Source organism: Bartonella sp. AP21QHHD, assembly GCF_042196205.1.
In the GTDB taxonomy this organism is placed as follows: Bacteria; Pseudomonadota; Alphaproteobacteria; order Rhizobiales; family Rhizobiaceae; genus Bartonella.
Genome location: NZ_JBHIPT010000117.1, coordinates 1 through 22,677, shown reverse-complemented (window position 1 = coordinate 22,677; position 22,677 = coordinate 1). Strand labels below are relative to the sequence as shown.

Genomic DNA, 22,677 nt, shown 5'->3' with positions numbered 1-22,677 from the left:
TTATTGCTTGCTTTGTAAGAAAGATAAAAAGCATATACCCCCTATGCCCCCAAAACCCCTACAAAACCTATACTATAAGTTGAATTTACAGGTTGTAATGTTGATATAGATTGTTTTTTGAAAAGTTGATAAAAATTAACATATTGAAATATAATGACTTTTATTTTGATTTTTAAAATATATAAAGAGGGGAATAAAAAGCACCTCCAAAACCTCCAAAACCTCCAAAACCAATAGATGGGAAATGTTTTGAAGGTTTCATTTTATGAATACATAAGTTATATGTTTTATTGGAATTTAAAATTCATTCATTGAAATGTTTTATGACTTTTCACTAAAGGATGCCATTCATAGCGTATGGTAGGTCGACCGCCTTGGGAGTTATTGTCTCCAGAGATTTCACGAATATAATTGCAACGGCATAAAAGCTCTAAAGCTTGCTTCACAGCTTCATTGTCTTTTAAACATTTCCAATCACGTTTATAAACATCCCGTGCAGTAAAAACATCAGGTAAACAATCACAGCGCTTGACAAGCAAGTTTGCACTTTCTGTTGCTAATGTATCATGCGCCGCATAAAGACGTTTGGCATGACTTAACAGATATTTTTCCCAATACAAGGCTCTCTCAAGAGCATTTCTATTGATTTCAAAACGCCCCCCTTCGGTCAATTCAAAAATCAACGCAAGGGTTGGTATGGTTTTATCCATTTTCAAAAGATACGATTGTAAATTTGTAGAGAAATGACCACTATTTATTTTTTTCTGAAAATTTTCCCACCATACACGAAACATTTCTTGAGCTTCAGCAGAAAAGCGTATGGTTATCGGATGCTTTGGTGAGCCTAACGGTTTATCATAAAGAGAACGAAAGACCCCTTGATAACTTTCCCACACCTTTTGATTGGAAGGTCTATCCGTCCATAACCGCTTTTTTCGTTCGTCGGGCCATACAATCATTTGAAATCGTTGCATGAAACCATCATCATTTATTCCATGGCACATGGCTTGAATAATGGGAATAATGCGTGAGGGTTGAATGCCCCCAATAATGGAAATGGTTGCATTGGGAATATGAATGGTTCCACGTTCAATACGGTCATAGGTGTATGACGTATTGCCATTAAAAGCTGTTAGATAAAAGGCACGATCTGTTTGGTATTCCTTTCTTTCCATATTAGCTAAAAAACCAGCCAATTCATCTCGTACCATCAAGAGACCACGGGGGTTTTCTTTTAACAATTCCCCAAGCTTTTCGACGGTCACATCGTTGACAATAAGACGTCGTTTATTAAGCGTGTCATCTTCCTCACTTTCTTTATGTTCAAGAGATTGAGAAAGAAGAGCAAGGGCTTGTTCCTCGTCTTGATCTTTGAGTGCTTTGTAGGCTTGTTTTTTCTTTTCTCTTTTGTCTAATTCAATAAGAATATCTTTTGTTTCTTGCTGTTCTTTCTTCTTTAACCATTCTTGATGCCATTCCTCTTGAAAGGCATAGAGAGGAGTTAAAGCGGCTTGCATGGTAGGTGTTTTGAGTGTTGAAGGTTGCCCCACAAGAGCACCCCAGAGATTAGGAACAATTTTCCAATTATTATCATGTTTTTTGGGAGCAATCCGCACGCCATTGCCAATCACAGCAGCCAAGCCACATAAAGCAGAGATAGCAATAAAATCGATAGAAGATTGTTGAAGATCGGCAACCTCATAAATATAGTCCATTAATGGCATTGGAAGCTGTAATAAGCTAAAAGGCTCGACAGGTAAGAGAGCCGTAGCAATCGGTTTTAATTGCCCCCAACCATTTTGTTGCAAGGCTTGTTCATAAGGAATGGCTTTTAAACAAGTATTTTCGTTTAAAGAGACATTATCGTTATCATTGACGGGAGTATTTTCATTATTGTTTTGTAAATTACTATCTTTCATAGTTTCCCTCTTTTAAGAAAGTAATACGTTATTAAAATCCGTTCCTTTTGGAGCTTGCATCATAAAGACCTCAAAGCCATGGTTATAGGCACGCGCAGCGAGGGTAAAACCTGCTTTACGACCCGCATCATCGCCGTCCATTGCAATGGTGAGACGCCCTTTTGTAGGGGGTAAATTCACACGCATCATGCCACTGGTTGAAAGAGACGCCCATAAATCAACGGGCTCTGATAACAACCCAGACAAAAGAGCCAGACCGGTTTCAATGCCTTCACAAATGACCAGATGTTTTGGATTGGCTTGGCTTAAATGCACCCCACCACCCGTTACAGATCCCAACATGGCTTTTGCTGGTTTCTGATCTGTTTTGCAGCCATTGTCTTTTAAAAAGGTTCTATGAATGGCGAAAGAGCCAGCGCCCTTAACAAGAGCCACCAACGCGGGCAGTGTCCCCCCAGAGGGGTATAGACACTTGTCGTGAAAACGTAAATCAGCAGGCAAATCACATGTAATACCCCGCATGCGTAAATAGGTTTCTGCTAAAGTATTTTTGATTGGTTGGCTTTGTTGCCAAATTGCTTTTGCTCTCTCTGCTTTCTGTTTTGCTCGTTTGAGATCAGCACAAAACTGTTTGGAGAAAGAAAGCGTCTGATCATAAGCTTGTTTTCCAAGCAATCCAATTCTAATGAGTGCTTGTATGATCTCTCTAAAAGAGCAGCCAGCATAACAATAGAGTAAGAGACGCCCATCATGTCCATTGGCAAGGGATAAGCTAGGCAGCCTATCATCATGAGCAGGGCAACGGGCTACCCCATAATATCCATGCCAAACTCCACGTAATGCACAAGTAATTTTTTGAGCTGTTGTATGCAATGCATAAGCATTGCTTGTTGTAGCATTTGTAAAATGCATAAAATCCCTTCCTGCTACTTGCATTACAGGACAGATTCTGTTATTTCGGGATTTGCGAAAGTCGAAATACTTTGTCTGTCCTATAAGGCGGAGTTTTCTTTAGGCGGCGTCGTTGCCACGTTGGTTTTTTGCCTTTTCGATTACATCGCAAAGGTCAGATTGTAACCAGCGCGCTAAGGAACCAATCTTTAAAGGCTTTGGTACCGAGCCATCAGCGACCCGCCGCCAAAGTAGCGACCCGCCGCCAAAGTGTTGAAACGCTTATATTAAGTAGTTTTGCACTCTCACGTACTGTGAGGAGTGGTCCGTTTGGAATCATGGAATCCCCTTTATATTAAATGATAGAATCACTGTTTATTAACTATATATAAATAGCAATTCGTAGCAAACTTTTCCAGCAAAAAAACAATATCTTGTGATTTTTTATCAAGAGAAGCAATAATTTGTGATTGTATTATCCGTTATGGATAAAATAAGGAAAATGGAGACATAGAGCTATCCACAACTTTTATTGTTTTGATCAGTAACATAAGAAGCCCATCTATCCATAAAAATACGACGCTGTTCTAAATAGTCAGTCCGACGATAGGCACGCTCCACTTTTCCCCCAACCGTATGACCTAGAATGGTTTCAGCGACCTCATAAGGGGCATTGGTTGTTTCTGCGAGCCAATCACGTAAACTAGAGCGAAAACCATGCGGACAGGCTTCAAGTCCTGTTTTTTTCATGTATTGTAACATGCTGTTCTGTGCAAGGGGACCACGACCGGTTGCAGAAAAAAGAAACCCATTACGAGATAAAAGGCGTGCTTGTTTAATCACTTTTAGTGCTTCTGATGATAAAGGAACGCGGAATTCTTCTGTAGCATCGCGTCGTCCTTTCATACTTTCAGCAGGAATGGTCCATATATCCCCATCAATCTGATCTTCATGCATATAGCGCAAAGGACGTGTACGAACGCCTGTAAGAATAAGCAAACGCAAAGCCAGTTGTGTCATTGTTGTTGTTTTGCAGAGTGACTGATAAAAGGCAGGAACATCTTTCCAGTCCATTGCTGGTAAATTTTGTGCTTTATGGCGTTGTTTCCCTAAGAGAGCGCGTGCTTTTATCGTTGCTTGTAAATCAACATCCAGCCCCAAAGCAGCAGCATGTTTGAGACAAATATTAAGACGATTTATTGCTTTCTCTGCGGTTGCAGCTTTTGCATGCCAGATGGGAGCAAGAACATTGCGTATCTCTGTTTGTGTAATTTCTGAAATAGGAATACAGCCTAATTTGGGGAGAATATAAAGTTGTAAAGGTAGAAACCAATTCCCAGCCTTGCCATCTCCTTTTAATTCAGCTTTACGACTTTCAAAAGCATCTAAGGCAATGTCTTTTAAATAATGGAGATTACTTATTGCCTCACGCTTTTGTTTGTCACGTTCTTTAATGGGATCACGCCCCTCATGCAAAACAGAACGCCATTGATTTGCTAATTCACGGGCTTTTTTTAAAGAAACATTTCGCAACGCACCCAAGCCCATTTCGCGGCGCCGACCATGAATGGTATAACGATAAAGCCATTGAGCACCACCATCTTTACGCTTATGGAGAAGCAAGCCGGCACCATCATTATATTTGCCAGCCCCCAATGTTGCGACAGCCCTTGCATTAAGACGATTCATAAGAACCATTTTTACTCCTTTCTTGTACAATTTTTACCCACACACCAGCCCCGCTTTTGACGTGCAAGCAAGTGATATTAATTGATTCAATCTGAGAGGGTTTGTGATGAGAAAATCTTACTATATTCGGAGTTATGATTCAAGTTGAAAAAGGATGATTTATTATTATAAATCAATGTGTTGCCAGACCCCGGAATACTAATGCGAGGGCGCTCGCAACCGGTGGGGACATCAAGTGAAAGCCAAAAATCTACATTTTTACGATATTTCTTTAGGCAAAAAAATTCGCTTCAGAAGAAACGTCATGGGGTTTTCTCAAAAACAATTAGGAAGTCATTTAGGCGTAACATTCCAACAAATCCAAAAGTATGAAAAAGGCTTAAATCGCGTAAGTGCAAGACGTTTACAGGAAATTGCTCATATATTAGATGTTCCCGTTTCCCTCTTTTATGCTGATGGCGCAAAAAAAGAAGAGAACCTCTATCATTGTGATGACAGAATAGCAAGCAAAGCAGAATATTTACTTTTAAAAAATTTCAGAATACTGACCCGCAAAAAACAAAGAGCAATTTTGCAGTTGATTTCTGATGAAAAAAACAACCCCTTATTTTCATAAATTCACTGCAAGGATAATCAAAGTCGTTAATAATATTGACAAGAATTGTGACTGTCTCCCCACACTGCATGAGAATGAAAATGCTTAATCTAATCTGATTTGTAAATAATCCGAATTCTAACGAGTTTAACTTAGAAATAGCACGTTGATTTATAATGATAATCTAACGTTATTGATATTGAATAAGTGTTTCGAATATCGTAAAATTCTTTCATTTCAAACGTGTTCTATATTGAATCAATCAAAATCTCTTGTTTGCACAACACAAGCAAAGTTGGCGTGTGAGTAAAAATGTACAAAAAGGCATACCTCTTATTGAATCGTCTCACATACCAAGAGCTGTAACGACATTGTGTGCTGAAAAAATGGATGATGGTGCTAACTTGCTCTTTTATTAAACGTAAATATGGGAGTGTTCAACGGCTGACTTTCCACTCATATAAGTCACTTAAAAAAGGCTCTCCAAACAAGCCTAAGAATATTCCAACGCACTAAAAAAACACTTAAATATATCGAGAAAAATCAAAGATCTTATACTACCATACTCCAAATAATGATATTTTATAGCATAACAGGATTAAAGTAAAAATAAGAAATATAAAGTAAAAAATAGACACGAAAAAAAATATATATAACTTTCATAGGAATTTATCTATATATGGATACTTAAGTTTATCCTGTTGTGCCATAAATTCTATCATTTAAGATATGAGGATATGAAGCACGCATACCTCCTTGAAACATTCAAATGTTTTTTAGATGCCCAATATCTTTTTAAATATTTTTAGGCCTGCTTGTTGAGCCTTTAGTTTAAGTGAAAAATGGGAAGCCGCTAGAATCTAGCTGTTTACAGACTGTAATAGGAAGCTTCGCTTTTAAAGGTATAGGGAGAAAATTAAATAATTCAACAATTAACAGATAAAGTATAAAAAGATTCCACCAACGCGATACGTAATACCATCCTTAAAAAATTCAAAAGTGAGAAGGTAAACAATTGACAGAAGATAAGAAATTCACTTAATTAAAGTGTTTTCTAAAGAGATAATAGCTTAGCGTAAAATATTCAATTTTTTCAATTCTGAAAGATTAAAAGAGACGTATTATTTGAAATAAAACAATTTATTGTGCTAATGATGATGATTGGTGTGCACAAAATTGAGTTGTTGAAAATCAAAAATATAATTTAATGATGTTCCTTGACCAACTCACTCTCTCCTGAGTATAGCACGGGGAATAAACGTGGAGAGACATGAGGAGTATATAGAAAATGAGTTATAAAGTTGCAATTGTCGGCGCAACCGGAAATGTTGGTCGTGAAATGCTTACAATTTTAGAAGAACGTGGTTTTCCTGCACATGAAATTGTCCCTCTAGCATCACGACGCTCATTAGGACAAGAAGTTTCTTATGGAGATAAAACTTTAAAAGTAAAAGCACTGGATACTTACGATTTTTCTGACACAGATTTTTGTCTTATGTCTGCGGGAGGGAGCATTTCCAAAGAATACGCCCCTAAAATTGCTGCTGCCGGCTGTGTCGTCATCGATAATTCCTCCACGTGGCGCTATGATGCCAATGTTCCGTTGATAGTCCCTGAAGTCAATGGCGAAGCTATAAATGCCTTTTCTAAGCGTAATATTATAGCAAATCCTAATTGTTCAACAATTCAACTGGTCTTAGCTTTAAAACCTCTCCATGATGCTGCAATCATTAAACGTGTTGTTGTCTCTACATATCAGTCTGTTTCTGGAGCTGGTAAAGAAGGAATGGACGAACTTTTCGAACAATCACGTGCAGTTTTTGTTGCAGACCCAATTACATCAAAAAAATTCACTAAACGCATTGCCTTTAATGTCATTCCTCATATCGATGTTTTCATGGAAGATGGTTATACAAAAGAAGAATGGAAAATGACGGTTGAGACGAAGAAAATTCTCGATCCGAAAATTAAATTAACAGCCACTGCTGTTCGGGTCCCTGTCTTTATCGGTCATGCCGAAGCCGTCCATGTTGAATTTGAAAAACCACTAAGCGCATCTGAAGCACAAGCGCTCCTCCGCGATGCACCAGGCTGTCAGCTTATCGATAAACACGAAGATGGTGGTTATACCACACCTTATGAAGGTACCGGAGAAGATGATACCTTTATTAGCCGTGTTCGTGAAGATATCACCGTTGAAAATGGTTTAGCTTTCTGGGTTGTCGCCGATAATTTAAGAAAAGGAGCAGCATTGAATGCCGTTCAAATTGCTGAATTGCTCATTTCTCGTAATTTGATAAAGCCTAAGTCCGCAAATTAACGCCCTGTCCGAAGGACAAAGAGCCCCTAGCCGGTCCTGTCAAAAGTCCGGCTTCTCTTCAGTATAACCTTCCCCAGCTGAAGGTTCATATCACCATCCTAAAGAACTGTAATCCAAGGTATTGTCAAATTTGACTCGGAATATCCTTGAATGCCTCGCCACCTTAAGTTAAGCATTGCCGCCTTAATGACATTTTACGGTACAATAGGATCAGCAGCATAAGCATTGTTTGCTTCATGCTGCTGATCCTTTTTGTCATTCCGGTTGTAAAATTAACTTTACCCTTATCGAGCAGGATAGGTCACGACACGGTAACGCGTTTCATTACGTTCAAAATTTTTGTAATTGACATTATCAGGAAAGGAGGGATTATAAGCACTCACGTGCTTTACAGAAACGCCTTGTGCTTTTTGCGACGGATTTAAAATTGTTCGTTCATCCCTTTTTTTAACACCTGTAGAATCGATAATCATATCTGTTCTGTATAGTTTTTGCATATTTTTCCGTGTTTTTTGAATCGCCGGAAGAGCTTTAAAGTCGGAAACAGCCTGTTTTACTTTTTCTTTTGGCGATTTTACCATGGATTTTGATTTTGCTGGCATCTTTTTAAAAGCAATGGTAGGAACACCGTTAACATTGACGTAACGTGCAGATGCCCAACCAACTTTTCCATGATAACCAAGAGAACACCAAGTTTTATTGGATAGGCAGCCATAAATTTGCACTTTTGCTCCCATTGGAACCATTGCGATAACTTTATAAGCTGTCGCAGGGCCTGTGCGTAAAGATACCTGACCTGATGCAACACGAGCAACTGTTCCTGTAATGGTTCCAGCTTGTGCGTGAAAAGCAGTCACAGCCACCCCTGACGCTCCTAAAGCCCATAAAGTCATCATTGTTGATAAAAATTTCTTTCTTAACATTATTTTTCTTCCTCTCTTAAAACGTATGAAGGGCAAAAATTCGCCGTTGCAAAAATTTGCCGCGTTTAAATCCAATGATCAGCAACCTTTATTCCCCCCAAAAACCCACAACATTGCAACAAAATTTCTCTTTATCGCCTACACGAACACGGCCTTTTGATCTTGATTGCGCAGTATGTTCTTCATGAATTTACGGCTAAAGCATCATCTGATTGTCCGGTTCTTCAACCAATTGTCCCTTACAGAAGTTTTTAAAGGGGCATTGGTTCCCTCAACAAATGATTGCAATAAAAGAATTAATTATTTGAATTTCAGAGAATTTCTATGAACAAATGATGATCAGCCCCCAAAACAACTAAAATAGAAGGAAAAATAATACTCTTTTAAAAATAAAAGTGATTGAATATTCTCTAAAGCTTGTATAACTTTAAATCTGCCTAAAAAAATACAGAGTATATTGAAACTTCCCTCAAAAAATTTCTCGAAAAAGAAAGTTAAAAGCATATGACATTAAAAATTTTTTCTCGTAGTCGGATTATAGGATTATTCCTCTCTCTCTTTGCACTTTTTTTGTCTACTGCTTTTTCCATGGCCGCAGACAAAACAAAAATCAAACTTGGTATTATGGAAGGGCGGGATGCGATTATTTGGAAAACAGCTGCTGAACAGGCTAAAAAAGCCGGTTTAGATATTGAACTCGTTTATTTTTCTGATTACGCTTTGCCTAATGATGCTGTTAACGCAGGAGAGATCGATGCGAATGCTTTTCAGCACGCCCCTTATCTTAATGAACAAATGAAACAACGTGGCTATAAACTTTCAATTGTCGGCTATACATTTATTGCTCCAATCGGTGTTTACTCACACAAAATAAAAGACTTAAAAGATCTTCGTGATGGTGCACATGTTGGTATTCCGAACGACCCATCTAATGGTGGAAGAGCCTTACTTCTTCTTAACTCTTTAGGTCTCATTAAGTTAAAAGATCCTCATAATATTCTTGCATCTCCACTTGATATTATCGAAAATCCTAAAAACCTGCAAATTCGTGAGCTCGATGCCGGTATGTTAGGACGAGCTATTGACGATTTTGACCTTGCAATTATAAACACAAACTGGGCTATTGTTTCCGGATTAAACTTCGAAAAAGATGTAGTCGCATGGGAGAGCGCAAAAAATAATCCTTATGATAATATCATCGTTGTACGCACGAGCGAAAAAGATGAACCATGGGTTAAAAAATTAGTTGCCGCTTACAATAACGATCTTATCCGTGCAAAAATCAAAGAGATTTTTGGCAATACCGCCCAAACATCTTGGTAATTGTGCCAAATATCTGAATAACTGTGCCAAATATCCGAGTAATTGTGAATGGAAAAACCTACTCTTATCTCCTTAAAAAACATCAGCCGTTGTTTTAACAAAACGGCTGGTGTTCCGGTGATTAATAATCTCTCTTTAAATATCCATGCTGGTGAAATCCTTGGCATTATTGGGCGCAGTGGAGCAGGAAAATCAACACTTATTCGCTGTTTAAATGGGTTAGAGAAGATTGATGCAGGATCCATTTTTTTTGAAGATGTTGATATTTCTAATCTATCAGAGATAGAATGGGCGCCTTACCGTCAACGAATTGGGATGATTTTTCAACATTTCAATCTTCTCTCATCGCAGAATATTCTTGATAACATTGCATTGCCACTTAAATTAAGTGGTGTAAGTAAGAAACAACGCCACAAACGTGCCCTTGAACTGATTGAATTGGTTGGGTTATCTGGGAAAGAATATTGCTATCCGGCACAATTGTCCGGGGGACAAAAACAACGCGTTGGCATTGCTCGTGCGCTCGCTGCTAATCCTAAAATATTGTTATCAGATGAAGCCACCTCTGCTCTTGACCCTGAAACAACACAATCTATCCTAGAGCTCCTTGCTGATATTAATAAACACCTCAATCTCACGATTGTGCTCATCACCCATGAAATGGAAGTTGTGCGCACCATAGCGCATCGCGTTGTTGTTCTTAATCAGGGGAACATTGTAGAGGAAGGACGTGTGAAAGACATCTTTACATCACCGCAAGACGATACAACCATAGCCATGCTCAAGCTTGTAACCCCGCAACTTCCTGAAAAATTTGCGAAAAATCTCAAACCAATCGGACGAGAAGCTGTCATTGAAATTAATATTGCCGGTGAAATTGCCCAGCAGCCTTTTCTTCATCTTCTAGAAAATGAGAGTGGTTTAAAAGCACGTATTTTGCATGGTGGCATTGATACAGTTCAAGATGAAACCATCGGGCGACTCTTCTTGGCTCTTCCTGGAGAAGATAAAGAAGCTTTAGAAAAAGCTGTTCAATGGTTAACGAAAAAAGGACGATATTGTGAGGTCTTAGGCTATGTTTAATGTTCTGTCTCATGAACTTCCCCAAGCTGTTATTGATACAATATTGATGACACTTAGTGCTTCTGTTATGGCATTTATTATAGGGCTTCCCCTTGGTCTTCTTCTTCACACAACAGCACGCGGAGGGATTTTTTCCTCATCTCTCATCAATCGCCCTTTAAGCATAATCATTGACAGTATTCGTGCCATTCCCTTTATTATTCTTGCATTTTATCTTCTTCCCGTTACGCGTATCGTTGTAGGAAGAGGGATAGGAATGCCTGCTGTAATTTTTATACTGACCATTTCAGCTATCCCTTTTTATGCTCGCATGGCGGAACTCTCTTTTAAAACCGTTGAAAACGGTCTCATTGAAGCGATCCGCTCTATGGGTGCAAGTCGTCTTCAAATTATCAGACATGTTCTTATTCCTGAAGCTCTCCCTAGCCTGATTACAGGTTTTACAGTCATGGTCATTTCTCTTATAGGAGCCACCTCACTTGCTGGATATCTTGGTGGAGGCGGTTTAGGGGATATGGCAATCCGCTATGGCTACCAACGCTACAATACCTTCATCATGACCATCGTCATCATCCTTTTGATCGTGCTCAATATTACAACCCAATGGACTTCTGATAAAATCGTACAAAAACTTGATAAAACAAAACATTAAAAGACTTAGAATTTCACATGCCAATACCATCATCCTCTTTGCCACTTTCCAAGTGCACCAACCCTTGCCTATCGAAAACACTTATAAGAGATTAGAAACTTTTTTCTTAAACAGTTTTTATCTCTCCCCATCCGTTTGTAACATGAAAGAAAATAGTTTTAATGGCTTTAATATAAAAGGGGATAAAATAAGAGATCTCACAGTATGTGAAACTCTCTTTAAATTAAGACATTGGTCACGACCTTTCCCAACCTTAGATAACACATTGAATTTATAATGATAATATGGCGTTATTCATATTGAATGAGAACTCTGAATACCGTAAGATCCTCTCATTCCCAATTTGTTCCATATAGAATCAACCAAAACCTCTTGCTTGCACGTTAAAAGCGGAAAGAGCCGTGTGAGTAAAACTATACAAGAAAGAAAGGCATGCCTCTTATGAATTATCTCAAGCGCCAAGACCTGTCTTAACATTGGCGGCTAGCATATAATATGATGGTGCCGATTTTCTTCTTCACAAGCATAAAGATAGGGGTGCTCAATGGCTTTATCGTTATACTATTCACAGGCGCCATTGCGAAATGGGTGTGACGAGCGTTGAGAGATGTTGCTTTAAAATAAACCCGTGAATTGGCAACGCAAGTATATTCCATTTGAAGCGTTCTGTTTTACGTGATGGGTATGATCCCATTAAAGAACGCTATAAACAAAAGCGTGAAGCAATGCACTATCTTCATTAGGAAACTCCTCTTCAAAACGATCTAGGAAAGATAGCAACCCGCTATGGCTATCAACGCTATGATAGCTCCACCATATCTATCATCCTATAGATTATTCTCAATATCATCATTGAAGAAACTTCTAATAGAATTGTATAAAAATTTTATAAAATAAAGCACTCAAATAATCTAGATATTGGAAGGTTTTTCTTCCACAACAGCAACAATAAGCCATTGAGCTGTAAGAGCTGGTTTTTTTAACTTTTCAATTTCCACCGTAACCCCATAATGGAAAACCACTCGACCAGAAGGACGAATTTCTGCGTCGTCTAACACAAAACGCGCACGTATCCGTACCCCTGTTTTCACAGGACTCATGAAGCGTACTTTATCGAAACCATAATTAATCCCCATTGTGCTCCCTTCTAACTCTGGAAGAGCTTCATAAGCGAGCCTAGACAAAAGCGATAATGTTAAAAAACCATGAGCAATCGTGCCGCCAAAAGGTGTCTTTTTAGCCTTTTCCTCATCAACGTGTATCCATTGATGATCATCTGTAGCACATGCAAACTGATTAATCATATCCTGTGTAACAAGACGCCACTCCGATAATCCCACTTCTTTCCCAATAAAACTGGTGACATCTTGTACTGTTATTTTTTGCTGCATAACGCTATTCCTATTTTATTTGATAAAAGAAACCACCCCTCTTGCTTTTATAAAATCCATTGATTAGAGCATCAAGAATAAAAGATTAATTGTCTTAAAAACAAATGCACCTTATGAATGAGAAAAGTTCTTTAGCAGAATAGTTTTCAAATAGGAAAAAAGAATGGCAAGCAATGTGAACCTAACAGGTTTAGCACATGATTTGAAACAACGTGCAGAAAACCATCCCCCCATCCGTATTGGACTGATTGGTTGTGGTGAAATGGGCACAGATTTATTATCAAGTATTGCGCATATGGATGGTATAACAGTCGCTGCTGTAGCCACGAGGACACCGTCACGTATTTTTGATGCCGCTACACTAGCCTATGGCGAAGATGGACATGTCTGTGAAGTTGAAAATACTTATGCTCTCACCCAAAGCATTGAAAAGGGTTTGATTGCAGCAACAGATGATATTAACCTTGTTTTGCGCCATGAACAAATTGATATTATCGTTGATGCAACAGGCTATCCCGAAGCAGGAGCAGAGATTGGTATCAAAGCGCTTGAGAATAACAAACATCTTGTCATGATGAATGTTGAAGCAGATGTTACAATTGGCGCTTATCTCAAACATGAAGCAGAAAAACGAGGGCTCATTTATACACTTGGTGCCGGCGATGAACCTACTTCTTGTATGGAACTCATAGAATTTGTTTCAGCCCTTGGACATAAGATTGTTGTAGCGGGTAAAGGAAAAAATAATCCTCTGCGCTTTGATGCTACACCTGACGCTTACGAAGAAGAAGCATTCCGGCGTAATATGAATGTGCGCATGTTGGTTGAATTTATTGATGGTTCCAAAACGATGGTTGAAATGGCAGCCATTGCCAATGCCACCGGACTTCTCCCCGATTGCCCAGGAATGCATGGACCACGAGCAGCGCTACAAGATTTAAACAAAGTGCTTATTCCAAAGCAAGATGGGGGCATTTTACAGCAATATGGTGTTGTAGATTATTCAATAGGTCAAGGTGTTTCACCTGGTGTCTTTGTCATTGCCGAAATAGCACACCCACGTTTACGCGAACGTATGGAAGATTTAAAAATTGGCCAGGGACCTTACTTCACCTTTCATCGCCCCTATCATTTAACAGCAATGGAAGTTCCCCTCACCTGCGCACGTATTATGCTTTATGGCAAAAAAGATATGGTCCCTCTTAGCCATCCCGTAGTAGAAGTCTGTGCTGTTGCTAAAAAAGATTTACATCCAGGTGATCAGCTAGACTTTATCGGTCTTTATACTTATCGTGCTTGGATAATGAACATCGCAGAAGCACGCGCTCACCACGCCATTCCTTGTGGCCTTTTAGAAAAAGCAACAGTAACAGCTGCAATTAAAAAAAACGAACTCATTACAGTACATAATACTGCTATTCGTGAAGATCAATGGATTGCACGTCTTCGTGCTAAACAAGACCTTTTACTTCATTGCCCTTCTTCCGCTAAGCTATAAATACTCCTGAATTACCTTACTTAACAGTATCCTTCCCTTAGGCAACAGAATAACCCAGAATACACTTCTATCGCAAATACAGGTTTATGTTTTAATAAAAGCATTTTCCAACGATGCACATCACCACTTCCCTCTCACAATATGTCCCGTAAATGCGACAGTATAAACCACCCTATGAGATGGCATAAGATTCATTGTGTATCACTATCTTTACTCTATGAAGATACAAACCAGCACCATCATTTATTTTCCAATACTACAACAGTCCTTGAACCTTAGAGATGATTCATGAGAAGAATTTTTACTCTTTTTTTTTTAATAATTTTATCCATACACGAACGCAACTTGTTATACGTAAAAAATACTTCTGATGGATTTAACATAAACAAATTTAAAATGATAAATAATAATTTCTCATTTTTCTTATTGCATGAGAGCCATGGATATAGGGATATTCTTTATTTTATCCCCTTATGAAAGATAAAAAAATTTAAAAAGGATAAAATATACCTTTGATGAATAATCTTCATATGAGAAAAGGTAGACAATATTAAAAGACTGATAAAGATAGTAAGTATACTATCCTTATTACTAGAAAATAACCATAAACTGTAAAAAAATCAGGTTACACTAATTTGTAAAAAAAAACATAAATGTAGGATCTTGAACTTTAATAATGTTAATAAAAGCTACATTTAATATTAAGAGTAGTGATTTTATTATCTATTGCAGTATAAATAATTTAAAATATTTATTTTTTTAAATAATGAAGTGAACAAAAAAATCCTCGACTCTGTCGATGAGCTTCCTACTAAAGTGTACTAAATATTCCCCAAAGAGATACAACAGCACCTAATACATCCCCAACACATAAAGAAGCAAGAAGTGATAAAATACCTATTCCCCCCCAAAAGGCTGCACCTGAAAAAGCAGCAGCTTTTTCAACTTTCCCCAAAGCAATGCCATCTTGTTCCTCAACGCCTTGAATAACAGCTCTATCCACAGCTTTAATAGCTACATTTTTTTCTAGTGTAGAAATAGTAACTGCCACTCTCTCTTGAAATTGATTTTTTACAAAACTTGCATTTCCCTCTATAGTTTGTACAAAAAAGAGAATAAATAGTGTAAAAGTAAATGAACATACACGATTTTTAAATATTTTAAACATAGCTTTCTTTGCTCCTCTTTTCTTCACTGAAAAAATGAAAGAATATTCACATATATAAAAACCAAAAATTATATTTAATCATTTATATAATTGCACATAATAAAATATTATATGTAATTTTGTTATTATAATATAACACATTATGTATTACATGTAAATATAAAAAACAATAAATGATAAAAATAATTTATTCCTTTTACGCAATAATAACTTAAGATAACAACAGTAATATTTTTTTATTTTTATTGCTATAATTAAAAATAATAATAATTTGTTAAATTTATTATTATAAGAAATATTACGAAACAAATTCATTTAAAAAATTATATAATAGAGCTTTTATAAATAATTTGAAATGTAATTAATTTTAAAGAACTATAAAATTTAAAACTTCCAATATAATGATATATGATTGTCTATTATTTCAATAAATATAAAAATGAAATAGTACTTAATGGATTTTTATTATATCACTCATCATTAATATTGAAAAATAAAATTAGTATCGAATAAAAACTTGATCTAAAACAAATCTATCCTAATAAAACAACTTTAAATAGTGTACTATTTTTCTATAAAACAGGTATAAAGTGTAAAAAAACAATTAAGATCTCTATCTTCAAATGGAAGAGACGTTAATAAAATGATTCTCAACTTTTACTGATATATAAAAAGAAAAAATACTGCATAGCATCTTAAAAAAGGTAATTCAGCCCCCTTTATCCCATACAGCATAAAGAACACAAAATATTGACTTTCAAACCTAATAAAACAAACGCATAAAATAAGTAAATCTATCAGATTTACAAAAAAATTATAAGCAATACTAGAACACCAACAAACTACCTAAAACCAGATAAAAAGAGAGTCATGAAAAATGAGATGATCCGCAAAATACTGAAAAAACTTTCTTGCTTAATTTTCATAAAAGTTATTCCATATTTTTCGTCAATATTGTAGAGCGCAGCCTTATTTATATTTACTCTGTATTAGTAAAAAATAATTCTCTTTGAAATAAATTTTTGGCAATATTCACATAACTGTCTGCTATTTGTGAAAAATGAATAATAATAAAGAATTAATCAAATGCTTGAAAGAAAAGGAGTAGAGAAACTTACTAAAAAATTGCATTTTTAAAATACCAACTTAAGTAAGCACATTGAAAAAATAACGCCATGAAAACTGATATTGAATGATAAACTTATCAACCGATCACTTTAATCGCAGAATATTAATCTATAATAATAATTTATTGTTTTGCCTGTTGAATGATAAAGCTGACGATTATAAAACTCTCTTATATTTTAACTCTGTTTATATTGAATCAATCAAAATTCTTCACTTGCAAATCACAAACGAGATCGGTGTGTGTGTGTAAACACACTTGAAGAAAGGAAAATATCACTTATGAGGTATCTTAACTATCAAGCGCTGTTAACACAATATTGAAAACTGGCAAAGTGAATGATGGTGTCCCTTTTTACTTTAAAAGTGTAAAGATGCTGGAACACAATAGATTTTATATTATAAGGCTTTACCGTTATACTATTCACGGGCGCCGTTGCAAAATAGGCTTGGATACCTTGAGAAATGTTTCTTTAAAACAAAAGCGTCAATGTGCAACACAATGGCGTTCTGTTTATCATGTATCCAATGGTGTTTCTTGTATCCAACGGTGTTTCTTACTGAATCATCTTATAAACTGCTCTATGAGATTACAAATTCATCTTAGTGAATTCTTCCCTTTATATTTATTTTTTCTCATGAACACTAAAATCTGTTAAGACACTATCCAAAGTAAAATCAATCAACAAATATTTCCATTCTTTTGTAATATACAGATAATTGAATAGAGTTCCTGATTGCAACAAAAGTCTGTAATATTGCAATAGTAGAAATACTTTGATCATCCTCTCTCCATAATAAAAGAATAATATGTAATTTACAGAAAAAATTATATATTTAATATATACTTATTAAAAATTAGAATATACATCAGAAATAATTACAAAAGATAACTATCTTGAGAAATATTGCCTCATATTACAGAAAAATTGCGTTGGCTTTGCTCAATAAAAGCTTCTCTATTTTTAACAAAGCTCTCATTTTTATGCATCCATATGTGATGTAAAAAGACGCCTATTTGCGTTTCTCTTATAGATAGATTAAATAGTGACAGCACCTTCGATCACTTTGTCTATGTTAACTTCTCTTTTAGGCAATAATTTATGGTATCTAACAGGCCTTTTCTCGCTCTTTTACCTTTGGGCGCACACGAATATCACGGAGAGCACCTTCCTTTCGAAACCGACTGGATTATAGCTGAAGCTTTTGCAAAAGCTCTCACTTTACAAACAAAAGAGCAGTTTCATATCGCACTTTTACCGGTTGAAAAGATTGGCTATTCTATAGAACATATGGATGTTACAGGTACACAAACCCTTACCTTTTCTGATGCGATTAAGCGATGGATAAAGATTGGTGAAAACTGTTATCACAAAGGGATCAACCGTCTTCTTCTTCTCAATGCTCACGGAGGAAATTCACCTTTAATGAGCATTGTTATCACCGAATTACGAAGGCGCCTTTCCATGCTCGCTGTAGCAACAAGCTGGAGCCGTTTTGGTTTACCACAAGGTCTCATGGAGCCATCTCAACAACATCTTGATATCCATGGAGGCTTTATCGAAACCTCTCTCATGCTCTATTTAGCACCAGAAAAAGTCCATATGGAAAAGGCAGAAAATTTTCATAATAAACAAGCGGATATGATTGCCAATTATCGGTATTTACGTGCTTATGGTCCTCATGCCTTTGGTTGGACAATGCGAGATCTGAACACGCAAGGTGCTGCAGGAAATGCAAGCAAAGCAACACCACAAGCCGGTGAAGCAATCTTTTCTCATGTTCTGTCTCAGCTTCGTGATTTACTTGATGATATCAATCGATTTAACATAAACACATGGCAATAAAGAACAATAAAAGGTCTCTCCATGGAAACGATACACCCCAAAAAACTTCCCGTTACGGTTCTCACAGGCTATCTTGGTGCTGGGAAAACCACCCTTCTCAACCGCATTCTCAATGAAAATCATGGCAAACGTTATGCCGTCATTGTCAATGAATTTGGTGAAATTGGTATTGATAATGACCTGATCATTGAATCAGACGAAGAAATTTATGAAATGAATAATGGCTGTGTTTGCTGCACCGTGCGTGGTGATCTCATTCGCATTCTGGAAAGTCTGATGCAACGTTCTCATCGATTTGATGCGATCATTATAGAAACGACAGGGCTTGCTGATCCCGTTCCCGTAGCACAGACCTTTTTCATGGATGATACTATCCATGAAAAAACAGCTCTCGACAGTGTCATAGCAGTCGTTGATGCAAAGCATTTTCCCTCTCAATTAAAAACAAGTCGTGAAGCTGAAGACCAAATTGCTTTCGCGGATATTATTCTTTTAAATAAGATTGATCTTGTCACCCCACAAGAACGCAGCCATGCTGAATCCCTTATTCTGGCCATTAATCCTCGCGCTATACTCTATACAACACAGCGCACCAATATCCCTCTTGAGACACTCCTTAATCGTGGTTTTTTTGATCTCCAACGGACTCTCGATCATGAACCTCATTTTCTCGATCACGAACATGCACACCAACATGCCAACCATGTGTGCGGTCCCGATTGTCATCATGACCATCATCACGCATCCACCATTCATGATATTACCATCACTTCTGTAAGTTTAAAAACAGATGCTCTGCAACCAGAAAAGTTTTTCCCTTGGATCCAGCAGGTTACACAGCAACAAGGGCCTGATATCTTGCGTCTTAAAGGCATTATCGCCTTTCAAGGAGACGATGATCGTTACGTCATTCAAGGGATACATATGCTTCTTGAAGGACAACATCAACGCCCATGGCGTGAAGATGAAAAACGAGAAAGCCGCCTTGTCTTTATAGGACGCTCTCTTGATGCTGAAAAATTAAAAACTGGTTTTGAAAATTGCGCATAAGTGAGTGATAATGCCAAACATTACCCATTATGATCTCAAAAGTTACTGCCTTTCCTGCGGTTTTATAGGCAATAAACCAGCCTTTGTTTCCGTAGAAGGTTTCATTGTTTTTTTTAATCCAACCCCACAAATCGTTGAAGTTCACCAAGGAATAATTTCAAGCCATTTTTCCCATGACAATACCGCGATCATCACCGGTGGAGAAGATGGAAAAGTCTGTCAAACAACCGCAGCAGATCACACGGAATTGTTAAGCCAAAAAGAACGCAAATGGATAAACAACGTTGCTTTTGGTCCACAAAAAGCTTTTGCTTTTTCCTCTTCACGCCTCGCATTTGCGCATATTGGAAAAGAACGACAAGAGCTCACACATGAACGCAGTGTAGAAGGCCTTGCTTTTGCCCCAAAAGGTTTGCGACTTGCCGTTGCCCATTACAATGGAGTGACTCTTCATTGGTTATCAACGCAAATATCTCCCACCACATTGGTATGGAAAGGAGCTCATTGTAGTGTCACCTTTTCACCAGACAACCGCTATGTCATTTCCACCATGCAAGAAAACGCCTTGCATGGCTGGCGTCTCACTGATAATCAGCACCTCCGCATGAGTGGCTATCCAAGCAAAGTCAAAAGCTGGTCTTGGAGCGCAAAAGGAAAATGGCTAGCAACATCAGGTGCCTCTGCCGCAATTGTTTGGCCCTTTCATACAAAAGATGGCCCCATAGGAAAAACACCACTAGAACTAGGCACACGAGCAAATGCACTTGTTAGCACCGTTTCATGCCACCCAAACAAAGAAATTGTAGCAATAGGCTTCAATGATGGAATGATTTTAGCGGCACATTTTCATGATGGAAAAGAAGTCCTTCTAAAAGGTTGTGGGAAAAGCGCTATCTCAGCACTTAACTGGGATCAAGCAGGGCAAAACCTCTCCTTCGGTAGCGAAAATGGTGAATGTGGTATAATCAATATCGCTGATTAAATTACACCGACAAGCGCAATTATCGCCTATAAAAAATGCCCACACAATCCTCCAGAAATCTTATCCCCGTGCATCTCCAGAGCTCTCAGAAATCCTATCTCCCTAATCTCCCCCCCAAAATCTCCTAAAATCTTCGTAATCATTAAATCTTCCCTCTTCCTTTCCTCCCCCCCTTTAGACAAGAAAATACCTTAAACATGTTTTTTGACCTTTTAACATTGCTACCCCCATACAAGAATAAAAACATCACCCTCAAGACCGCCCCCCATCTCCCTATAAACATCTATATAGGCTACATACTTCCACAAAAGCATTTTTCTTAAAAATTTGGCAAAAAATAGCTGATATCATCATTAAAACAACGATTTATTCCTACGATCAGAAGAAGGGAATGCAACACTATTTTCCTAAATAAAAAATTTTTTGATTTCCCCTTCTAAAGGGCAAAGTTTCCTACGAGCAGCCTTCTACACTTCAGTTTCTTGCCTAGAAAATTCCATCTAATAATCATTTCATGGAGCTTCTATTACCGCCCTCTGTTACGGTATCTCCTTCATCTCCGGATTCTGTTCCTTCTCCTTCTGCCCTTGTTAAACCAAAGCCTTCTGGGTCTTTTGCCCCTGTTAATCCTTCGTCTAATCTCTCTATACCGCTTGATGTTCAGTCTAATCTCCAAATTAGAGCGGTTGTTCCACAGGTTCCAACTTATCTTCTTTTGCCAAATGCCTTATTTCATGCTGGTTTAGTGGATATGACCACGCAAAATAAGTCGTTAGAGACAATGCGGAATGCTTTTCATTTCTTTGGGAAAGATGATAAAAAGACAGCCTTTTTTCTGCGTGCTTATGGGGGGAGCCATCATTATGCTTCCAATTTATCTGCTTTTGAATATGGCTATGGTGCTGAGCTCGATTATAATGCATTTCAAGCAGGTGTTTTGTTAAATGAGATTGAGAGTTTATATGGTCGTACATTCTTTGAAGTTTTGGGGAACTATGGAAATCTTTCTCTACACCCTCAGGATGTTGAACAAAGCAAAAAAAGCGCATTTAATAAATGGTCTGTTGGGGCTTATGGAAATTTGCAGCATGATAGGGGTTTTTATATGGATGGGGTGGTATCGTATGGTCTTTTTAAGGGTGATGTTTTGACCCTTGCACGGGGTAAGGTTGTGGCGTTAAAGGGTAAACAGTTTAGCGATTCTTTAACGAGTGGTAGAACGTTTGCAACAGGGTATAAAGGTGTTGTTTTTGATCCGCAGATTCAGGTTGTTTATCAGCATCTTCAGTTTAATCAGGCGCGTAATATTGATTTAGGAAAATTTCATGCAATAATTCAGAATGCTCACTCATCATTTTACATATTGAATAAAAACTGAATATTATAAATTTCTTTCATTTCAAACCTGTTTATATTTAATCAATTAACCCCTTGTCCATCACAAACGAAGCTGGCATGCAAAGAAGGACTTTTGAAAAAAGGTGAATTGCTTCTTATGAACATTCTCGAGTGCTAAAATCTGCGCAAATATTGAATGCTGAAAAAAGAATGATGATATCCGCGCATGACCGCAATAAAAATAATATCCTGTATCTTATCGAAATTTCTCTGCCACCTATCATTTACAAAACAACAACCGTAACAACACGATAAAGCATACTTTACTTTTATTATAATTTGACCTCAAACTCCCTCTGTTTGTTCTAAAAATAAATATTTATCCAAAATTCTTAAGTAAAAATCCTAAAAAAGGAAACAAATAATATGCGTATTAAATGATATAAACGTGAATAAAGTTCTAAAACAAAATTCAAAACAATGCATAAAACTCATAAAGACTAAACTTATGATCTATAAAAATTAATACAGAAACGGACAAAAACAATCATCAATATCGCATTTTTTGAAAGATTATGCCACAAGCATTCAGCGTTTAAACTTCTCATATTCACAATGAAATCTGTCCTCATATCTTGACATCAAAAATTTTAGAAAAATTTCTCATCGCATAAAAGAAAGCATCTATTGTAATCTTTTATATCAAAAAAATAACCATATTGATGAGGCAAAATAAATTTCAATACATTAAAAGGCAGAAAATCTTCTGCCTTTTAACTAAAAATACATATTGCACCTCTTCAAAAAAGGTGGCGCAATCCAGCAGAGAAACTCGTTCCAGAAAAACCAATTTTCTTAAATCTATGCTGATAAGTGACATCTC

16 protein-coding genes and 3 pseudogenes are annotated in these 22,677 nt (G+C 37.1%); 11 read left to right on the top strand and 8 right to left on the bottom strand.

Annotation, left to right across the window (positions count from 1 at the left end; genetic code table 11):
- Window positions 1-308 precede the first annotated feature (308 nt).
- The 4 genes and pseudogenes from ACFIMC_RS08510 to ACFIMC_RS08495 all read right to left on the bottom strand — a co-directional run bounded on the left by ACFIMC_RS08510 (window position 309) and on the right by ACFIMC_RS08495 (window position 4,508).
- Window positions 309-1,919, bottom strand: a complete 1,611-nt coding sequence (locus ACFIMC_RS08510; protein WP_375681043.1) for a YfjI family protein — start codon at window positions 1,917-1,919, stop codon at window positions 309-311.
- 12 nt (window positions 1,920-1,931) lie between these two features.
- Entirely contained in the window at window positions 1,932-2,831 is a 900-nt protein-coding gene (locus ACFIMC_RS08505; protein WP_375681044.1) for a toprim domain-containing protein, read from the bottom strand.
- Between the two features lie 99 nt (window positions 2,832-2,930).
- Window positions 2,931-3,150: pseudogene (locus ACFIMC_RS08500) on the bottom strand (helix-turn-helix transcriptional regulator).
- A 176-nt stretch (window positions 3,151-3,326) separates the two neighbouring features.
- Window positions 3,327-4,508: a tyrosine-type recombinase/integrase gene (locus ACFIMC_RS08495; RefSeq protein WP_375681045.1), complete on the bottom strand. Its 1,182-nt coding sequence runs from the start codon at window positions 4,506-4,508 to the stop codon at window positions 3,327-3,329.
- 226 nt (window positions 4,509-4,734) lie between these two features.
- On the opposite strand from ACFIMC_RS08495, the gene ACFIMC_RS08490 reads away from it, so the two are divergent.
- Entirely contained in the window at window positions 4,735-5,115 is a 381-nt protein-coding gene (locus ACFIMC_RS08490) for a helix-turn-helix domain-containing protein (protein WP_375672083.1), read from the top strand.
- Between the two features lie 1,267 nt (window positions 5,116-6,382).
- The gene (locus ACFIMC_RS08485) at window positions 6,383-7,414 is read left to right on the top strand and encodes an aspartate-semialdehyde dehydrogenase (protein WP_375613639.1); all 1,032 of its coding nucleotides are present in this window, start codon (window positions 6,383-6,385) and stop codon (window positions 7,412-7,414) included.
- Window positions 7,415-7,698: 284 nt separating this feature from the next.
- Here the strand turns inward: ACFIMC_RS08485 and ACFIMC_RS08480 are convergent, their stop codons facing one another.
- Window positions 7,699-8,337, bottom strand: a complete 639-nt coding sequence (locus ACFIMC_RS08480; protein ID WP_375613640.1) for an SH3 domain-containing protein — start codon at window positions 8,335-8,337, stop codon at window positions 7,699-7,701.
- A 504-nt stretch (window positions 8,338-8,841) separates the two neighbouring features.
- Between ACFIMC_RS08480 and ACFIMC_RS08475 the strand changes: the two genes are divergently transcribed.
- The 4 genes and pseudogenes from ACFIMC_RS08475 to ACFIMC_RS08460 all read left to right on the top strand — a co-directional run.
- Window positions 8,842-9,660: a MetQ/NlpA family ABC transporter substrate-binding protein gene (locus ACFIMC_RS08475; RefSeq protein ID WP_375632526.1), complete on the top strand. Its 819-nt coding sequence runs from the start codon at window positions 8,842-8,844 to the stop codon at window positions 9,658-9,660.
- 48 nt (window positions 9,661-9,708) lie between these two features.
- On the top strand, window positions 9,709-10,743 hold the full coding sequence (locus tag ACFIMC_RS08470; RefSeq protein ID WP_375613642.1) for a methionine ABC transporter ATP-binding protein: 1,035 nt from the start codon (window positions 9,709-9,711) through the stop codon (window positions 10,741-10,743).
- A complete protein-coding gene (locus ACFIMC_RS08465; protein ID WP_375643374.1) occupies window positions 10,736-11,395 on the top strand; it encodes a methionine ABC transporter permease in 660 nt (219 codons plus the stop codon). Before ACFIMC_RS08470 ends, ACFIMC_RS08465 begins: the two co-directional genes overlap by 8 nt.
- Window positions 11,396-11,836: 441 nt before the next feature.
- Window positions 11,837-12,135 (top strand): annotated as a pseudogene (locus ACFIMC_RS08460) (integrase); the annotation flags it as partial.
- Between the two features lie 171 nt (window positions 12,136-12,306).
- Here the strand turns inward: ACFIMC_RS08460 and ACFIMC_RS08455 are convergent.
- Window positions 12,307-12,786: a MaoC family dehydratase gene (locus ACFIMC_RS08455; protein WP_375621600.1), complete on the bottom strand. Its 480-nt coding sequence runs from the start codon at window positions 12,784-12,786 to the stop codon at window positions 12,307-12,309.
- A gap of 163 nt (window positions 12,787-12,949) precedes the next feature.
- On the opposite strand from ACFIMC_RS08455, the gene ACFIMC_RS08450 reads away from it, so the two are divergent.
- Window positions 12,950-14,284: an NAD(P)H-dependent oxidoreductase gene (locus ACFIMC_RS08450; protein WP_375621599.1), complete on the top strand. Its 1,335-nt coding sequence runs from the start codon at window positions 12,950-12,952 to the stop codon at window positions 14,282-14,284.
- An 811-nt stretch (window positions 14,285-15,095) separates the two neighbouring features.
- On the opposite strand, the gene ACFIMC_RS08445 is transcribed toward ACFIMC_RS08450, so the two are convergent.
- Entirely contained in the window at window positions 15,096-15,452 is a 357-nt protein-coding gene (locus ACFIMC_RS08445; protein WP_375633822.1) for a hypothetical protein, read from the bottom strand.
- Between the two features lie 1,751 nt (window positions 15,453-17,203).
- On the bottom strand, window positions 17,204-17,362 hold the full coding sequence (locus ACFIMC_RS08440) for a hypothetical protein (RefSeq protein WP_375651323.1): 159 nt from the start codon (window positions 17,360-17,362) through the stop codon (window positions 17,204-17,206).
- Window positions 17,363-17,680: 318 nt separating this feature from the next.
- Here ACFIMC_RS08440 and ACFIMC_RS08435 point away from each other — a divergent pair, with 318 nt between their 5' ends.
- The 4 genes and pseudogenes from ACFIMC_RS08435 to ACFIMC_RS08420 form a co-directional block, all read left to right on the top strand.
- Window positions 17,681-18,424 (top strand): creatininase family protein, encoded by a 744-nt coding sequence (locus ACFIMC_RS08435; RefSeq protein ID WP_375633823.1) that lies wholly within the window; start codon window positions 17,681-17,683, stop codon window positions 18,422-18,424.
- A 21-nt stretch (window positions 18,425-18,445) separates the two neighbouring features.
- Window positions 18,446-19,474, top strand: coding sequence for a CobW family GTP-binding protein (locus ACFIMC_RS08430; RefSeq protein ID WP_375633824.1), 1,029 nt, complete (start codon window positions 18,446-18,448; stop codon window positions 19,472-19,474).
- 10 nt (window positions 19,475-19,484) lie between these two features.
- A complete protein-coding gene (locus tag ACFIMC_RS08425; protein WP_375633825.1) occupies window positions 19,485-20,456 on the top strand; it encodes a WD40 repeat domain-containing protein in 972 nt (323 codons plus the stop codon).
- Between the two features lie 532 nt (window positions 20,457-20,988).
- Window positions 20,989-21,783 (top strand): annotated as a pseudogene (locus ACFIMC_RS08420) (autotransporter outer membrane beta-barrel domain-containing protein); the annotation flags it as partial.
- Window positions 21,784-22,677: the final 894 nt, after the last annotated feature.

What these genes read in the sequence shown, in the direction of transcription:
- ACFIMC_RS08450 (WP_375621599.1), top strand. Translation starts at nt 12,950, where the DNA reads ATGGCAAGCAATGTGAACCTAACAGGTTTAGCACATGATTTGAAACAA.
- ACFIMC_RS08505 (WP_375681044.1), bottom strand. Translation starts at nt 2,831, where the DNA reads ATGCATTTTACAAATGCTACAACAAGCAATGCTTATGCATTGCATACA.
- ACFIMC_RS08475 (WP_375632526.1), top strand. Translation starts at nt 8,842, where the DNA reads ATGACATTAAAAATTTTTTCTCGTAGTCGGATTATAGGATTATTCCTC.
- ACFIMC_RS08495 (WP_375681045.1), bottom strand. Translation starts at nt 4,508, where the DNA reads ATGGTTCTTATGAATCGTCTTAATGCAAGGGCTGTCGCAACATTGGGG.
- ACFIMC_RS08480 (WP_375613640.1), bottom strand. Translation starts at nt 8,337, where the DNA reads ATGTTAAGAAAGAAATTTTTATCAACAATGATGACTTTATGGGCTTTA.
- ACFIMC_RS08470 (WP_375613642.1), top strand. Translation starts at nt 9,709, where the DNA reads ATGGAAAAACCTACTCTTATCTCCTTAAAAAACATCAGCCGTTGTTTT.
- ACFIMC_RS08445 (WP_375633822.1), bottom strand. Translation starts at nt 15,452, where the DNA reads ATGTTTAAAATATTTAAAAATCGTGTATGTTCATTTACTTTTACACTA.
- ACFIMC_RS08425 (WP_375633825.1), top strand. Translation starts at nt 19,485, where the DNA reads ATGCCAAACATTACCCATTATGATCTCAAAAGTTACTGCCTTTCCTGC.
- ACFIMC_RS08465 (WP_375643374.1), top strand. Translation starts at nt 10,736, where the DNA reads ATGTTTAATGTTCTGTCTCATGAACTTCCCCAAGCTGTTATTGATACA.
- ACFIMC_RS08485 (WP_375613639.1), top strand. Translation starts at nt 6,383, where the DNA reads ATGAGTTATAAAGTTGCAATTGTCGGCGCAACCGGAAATGTTGGTCGT.
- ACFIMC_RS08440 (WP_375651323.1), bottom strand. Translation starts at nt 17,362, where the DNA reads ATGATCAAAGTATTTCTACTATTGCAATATTACAGACTTTTGTTGCAA.
- ACFIMC_RS08430 (WP_375633824.1), top strand. Translation starts at nt 18,446, where the DNA reads ATGGAAACGATACACCCCAAAAAACTTCCCGTTACGGTTCTCACAGGC.
- ACFIMC_RS08510 (WP_375681043.1), bottom strand. Translation starts at nt 1,919, where the DNA reads ATGAAAGATAGTAATTTACAAAACAATAATGAAAATACTCCCGTCAAT.
- ACFIMC_RS08455 (WP_375621600.1), bottom strand. Translation starts at nt 12,786, where the DNA reads ATGCAGCAAAAAATAACAGTACAAGATGTCACCAGTTTTATTGGGAAA.
- ACFIMC_RS08435 (WP_375633823.1), top strand. Translation starts at nt 17,681, where the DNA reads ATGGTATCTAACAGGCCTTTTCTCGCTCTTTTACCTTTGGGCGCACAC.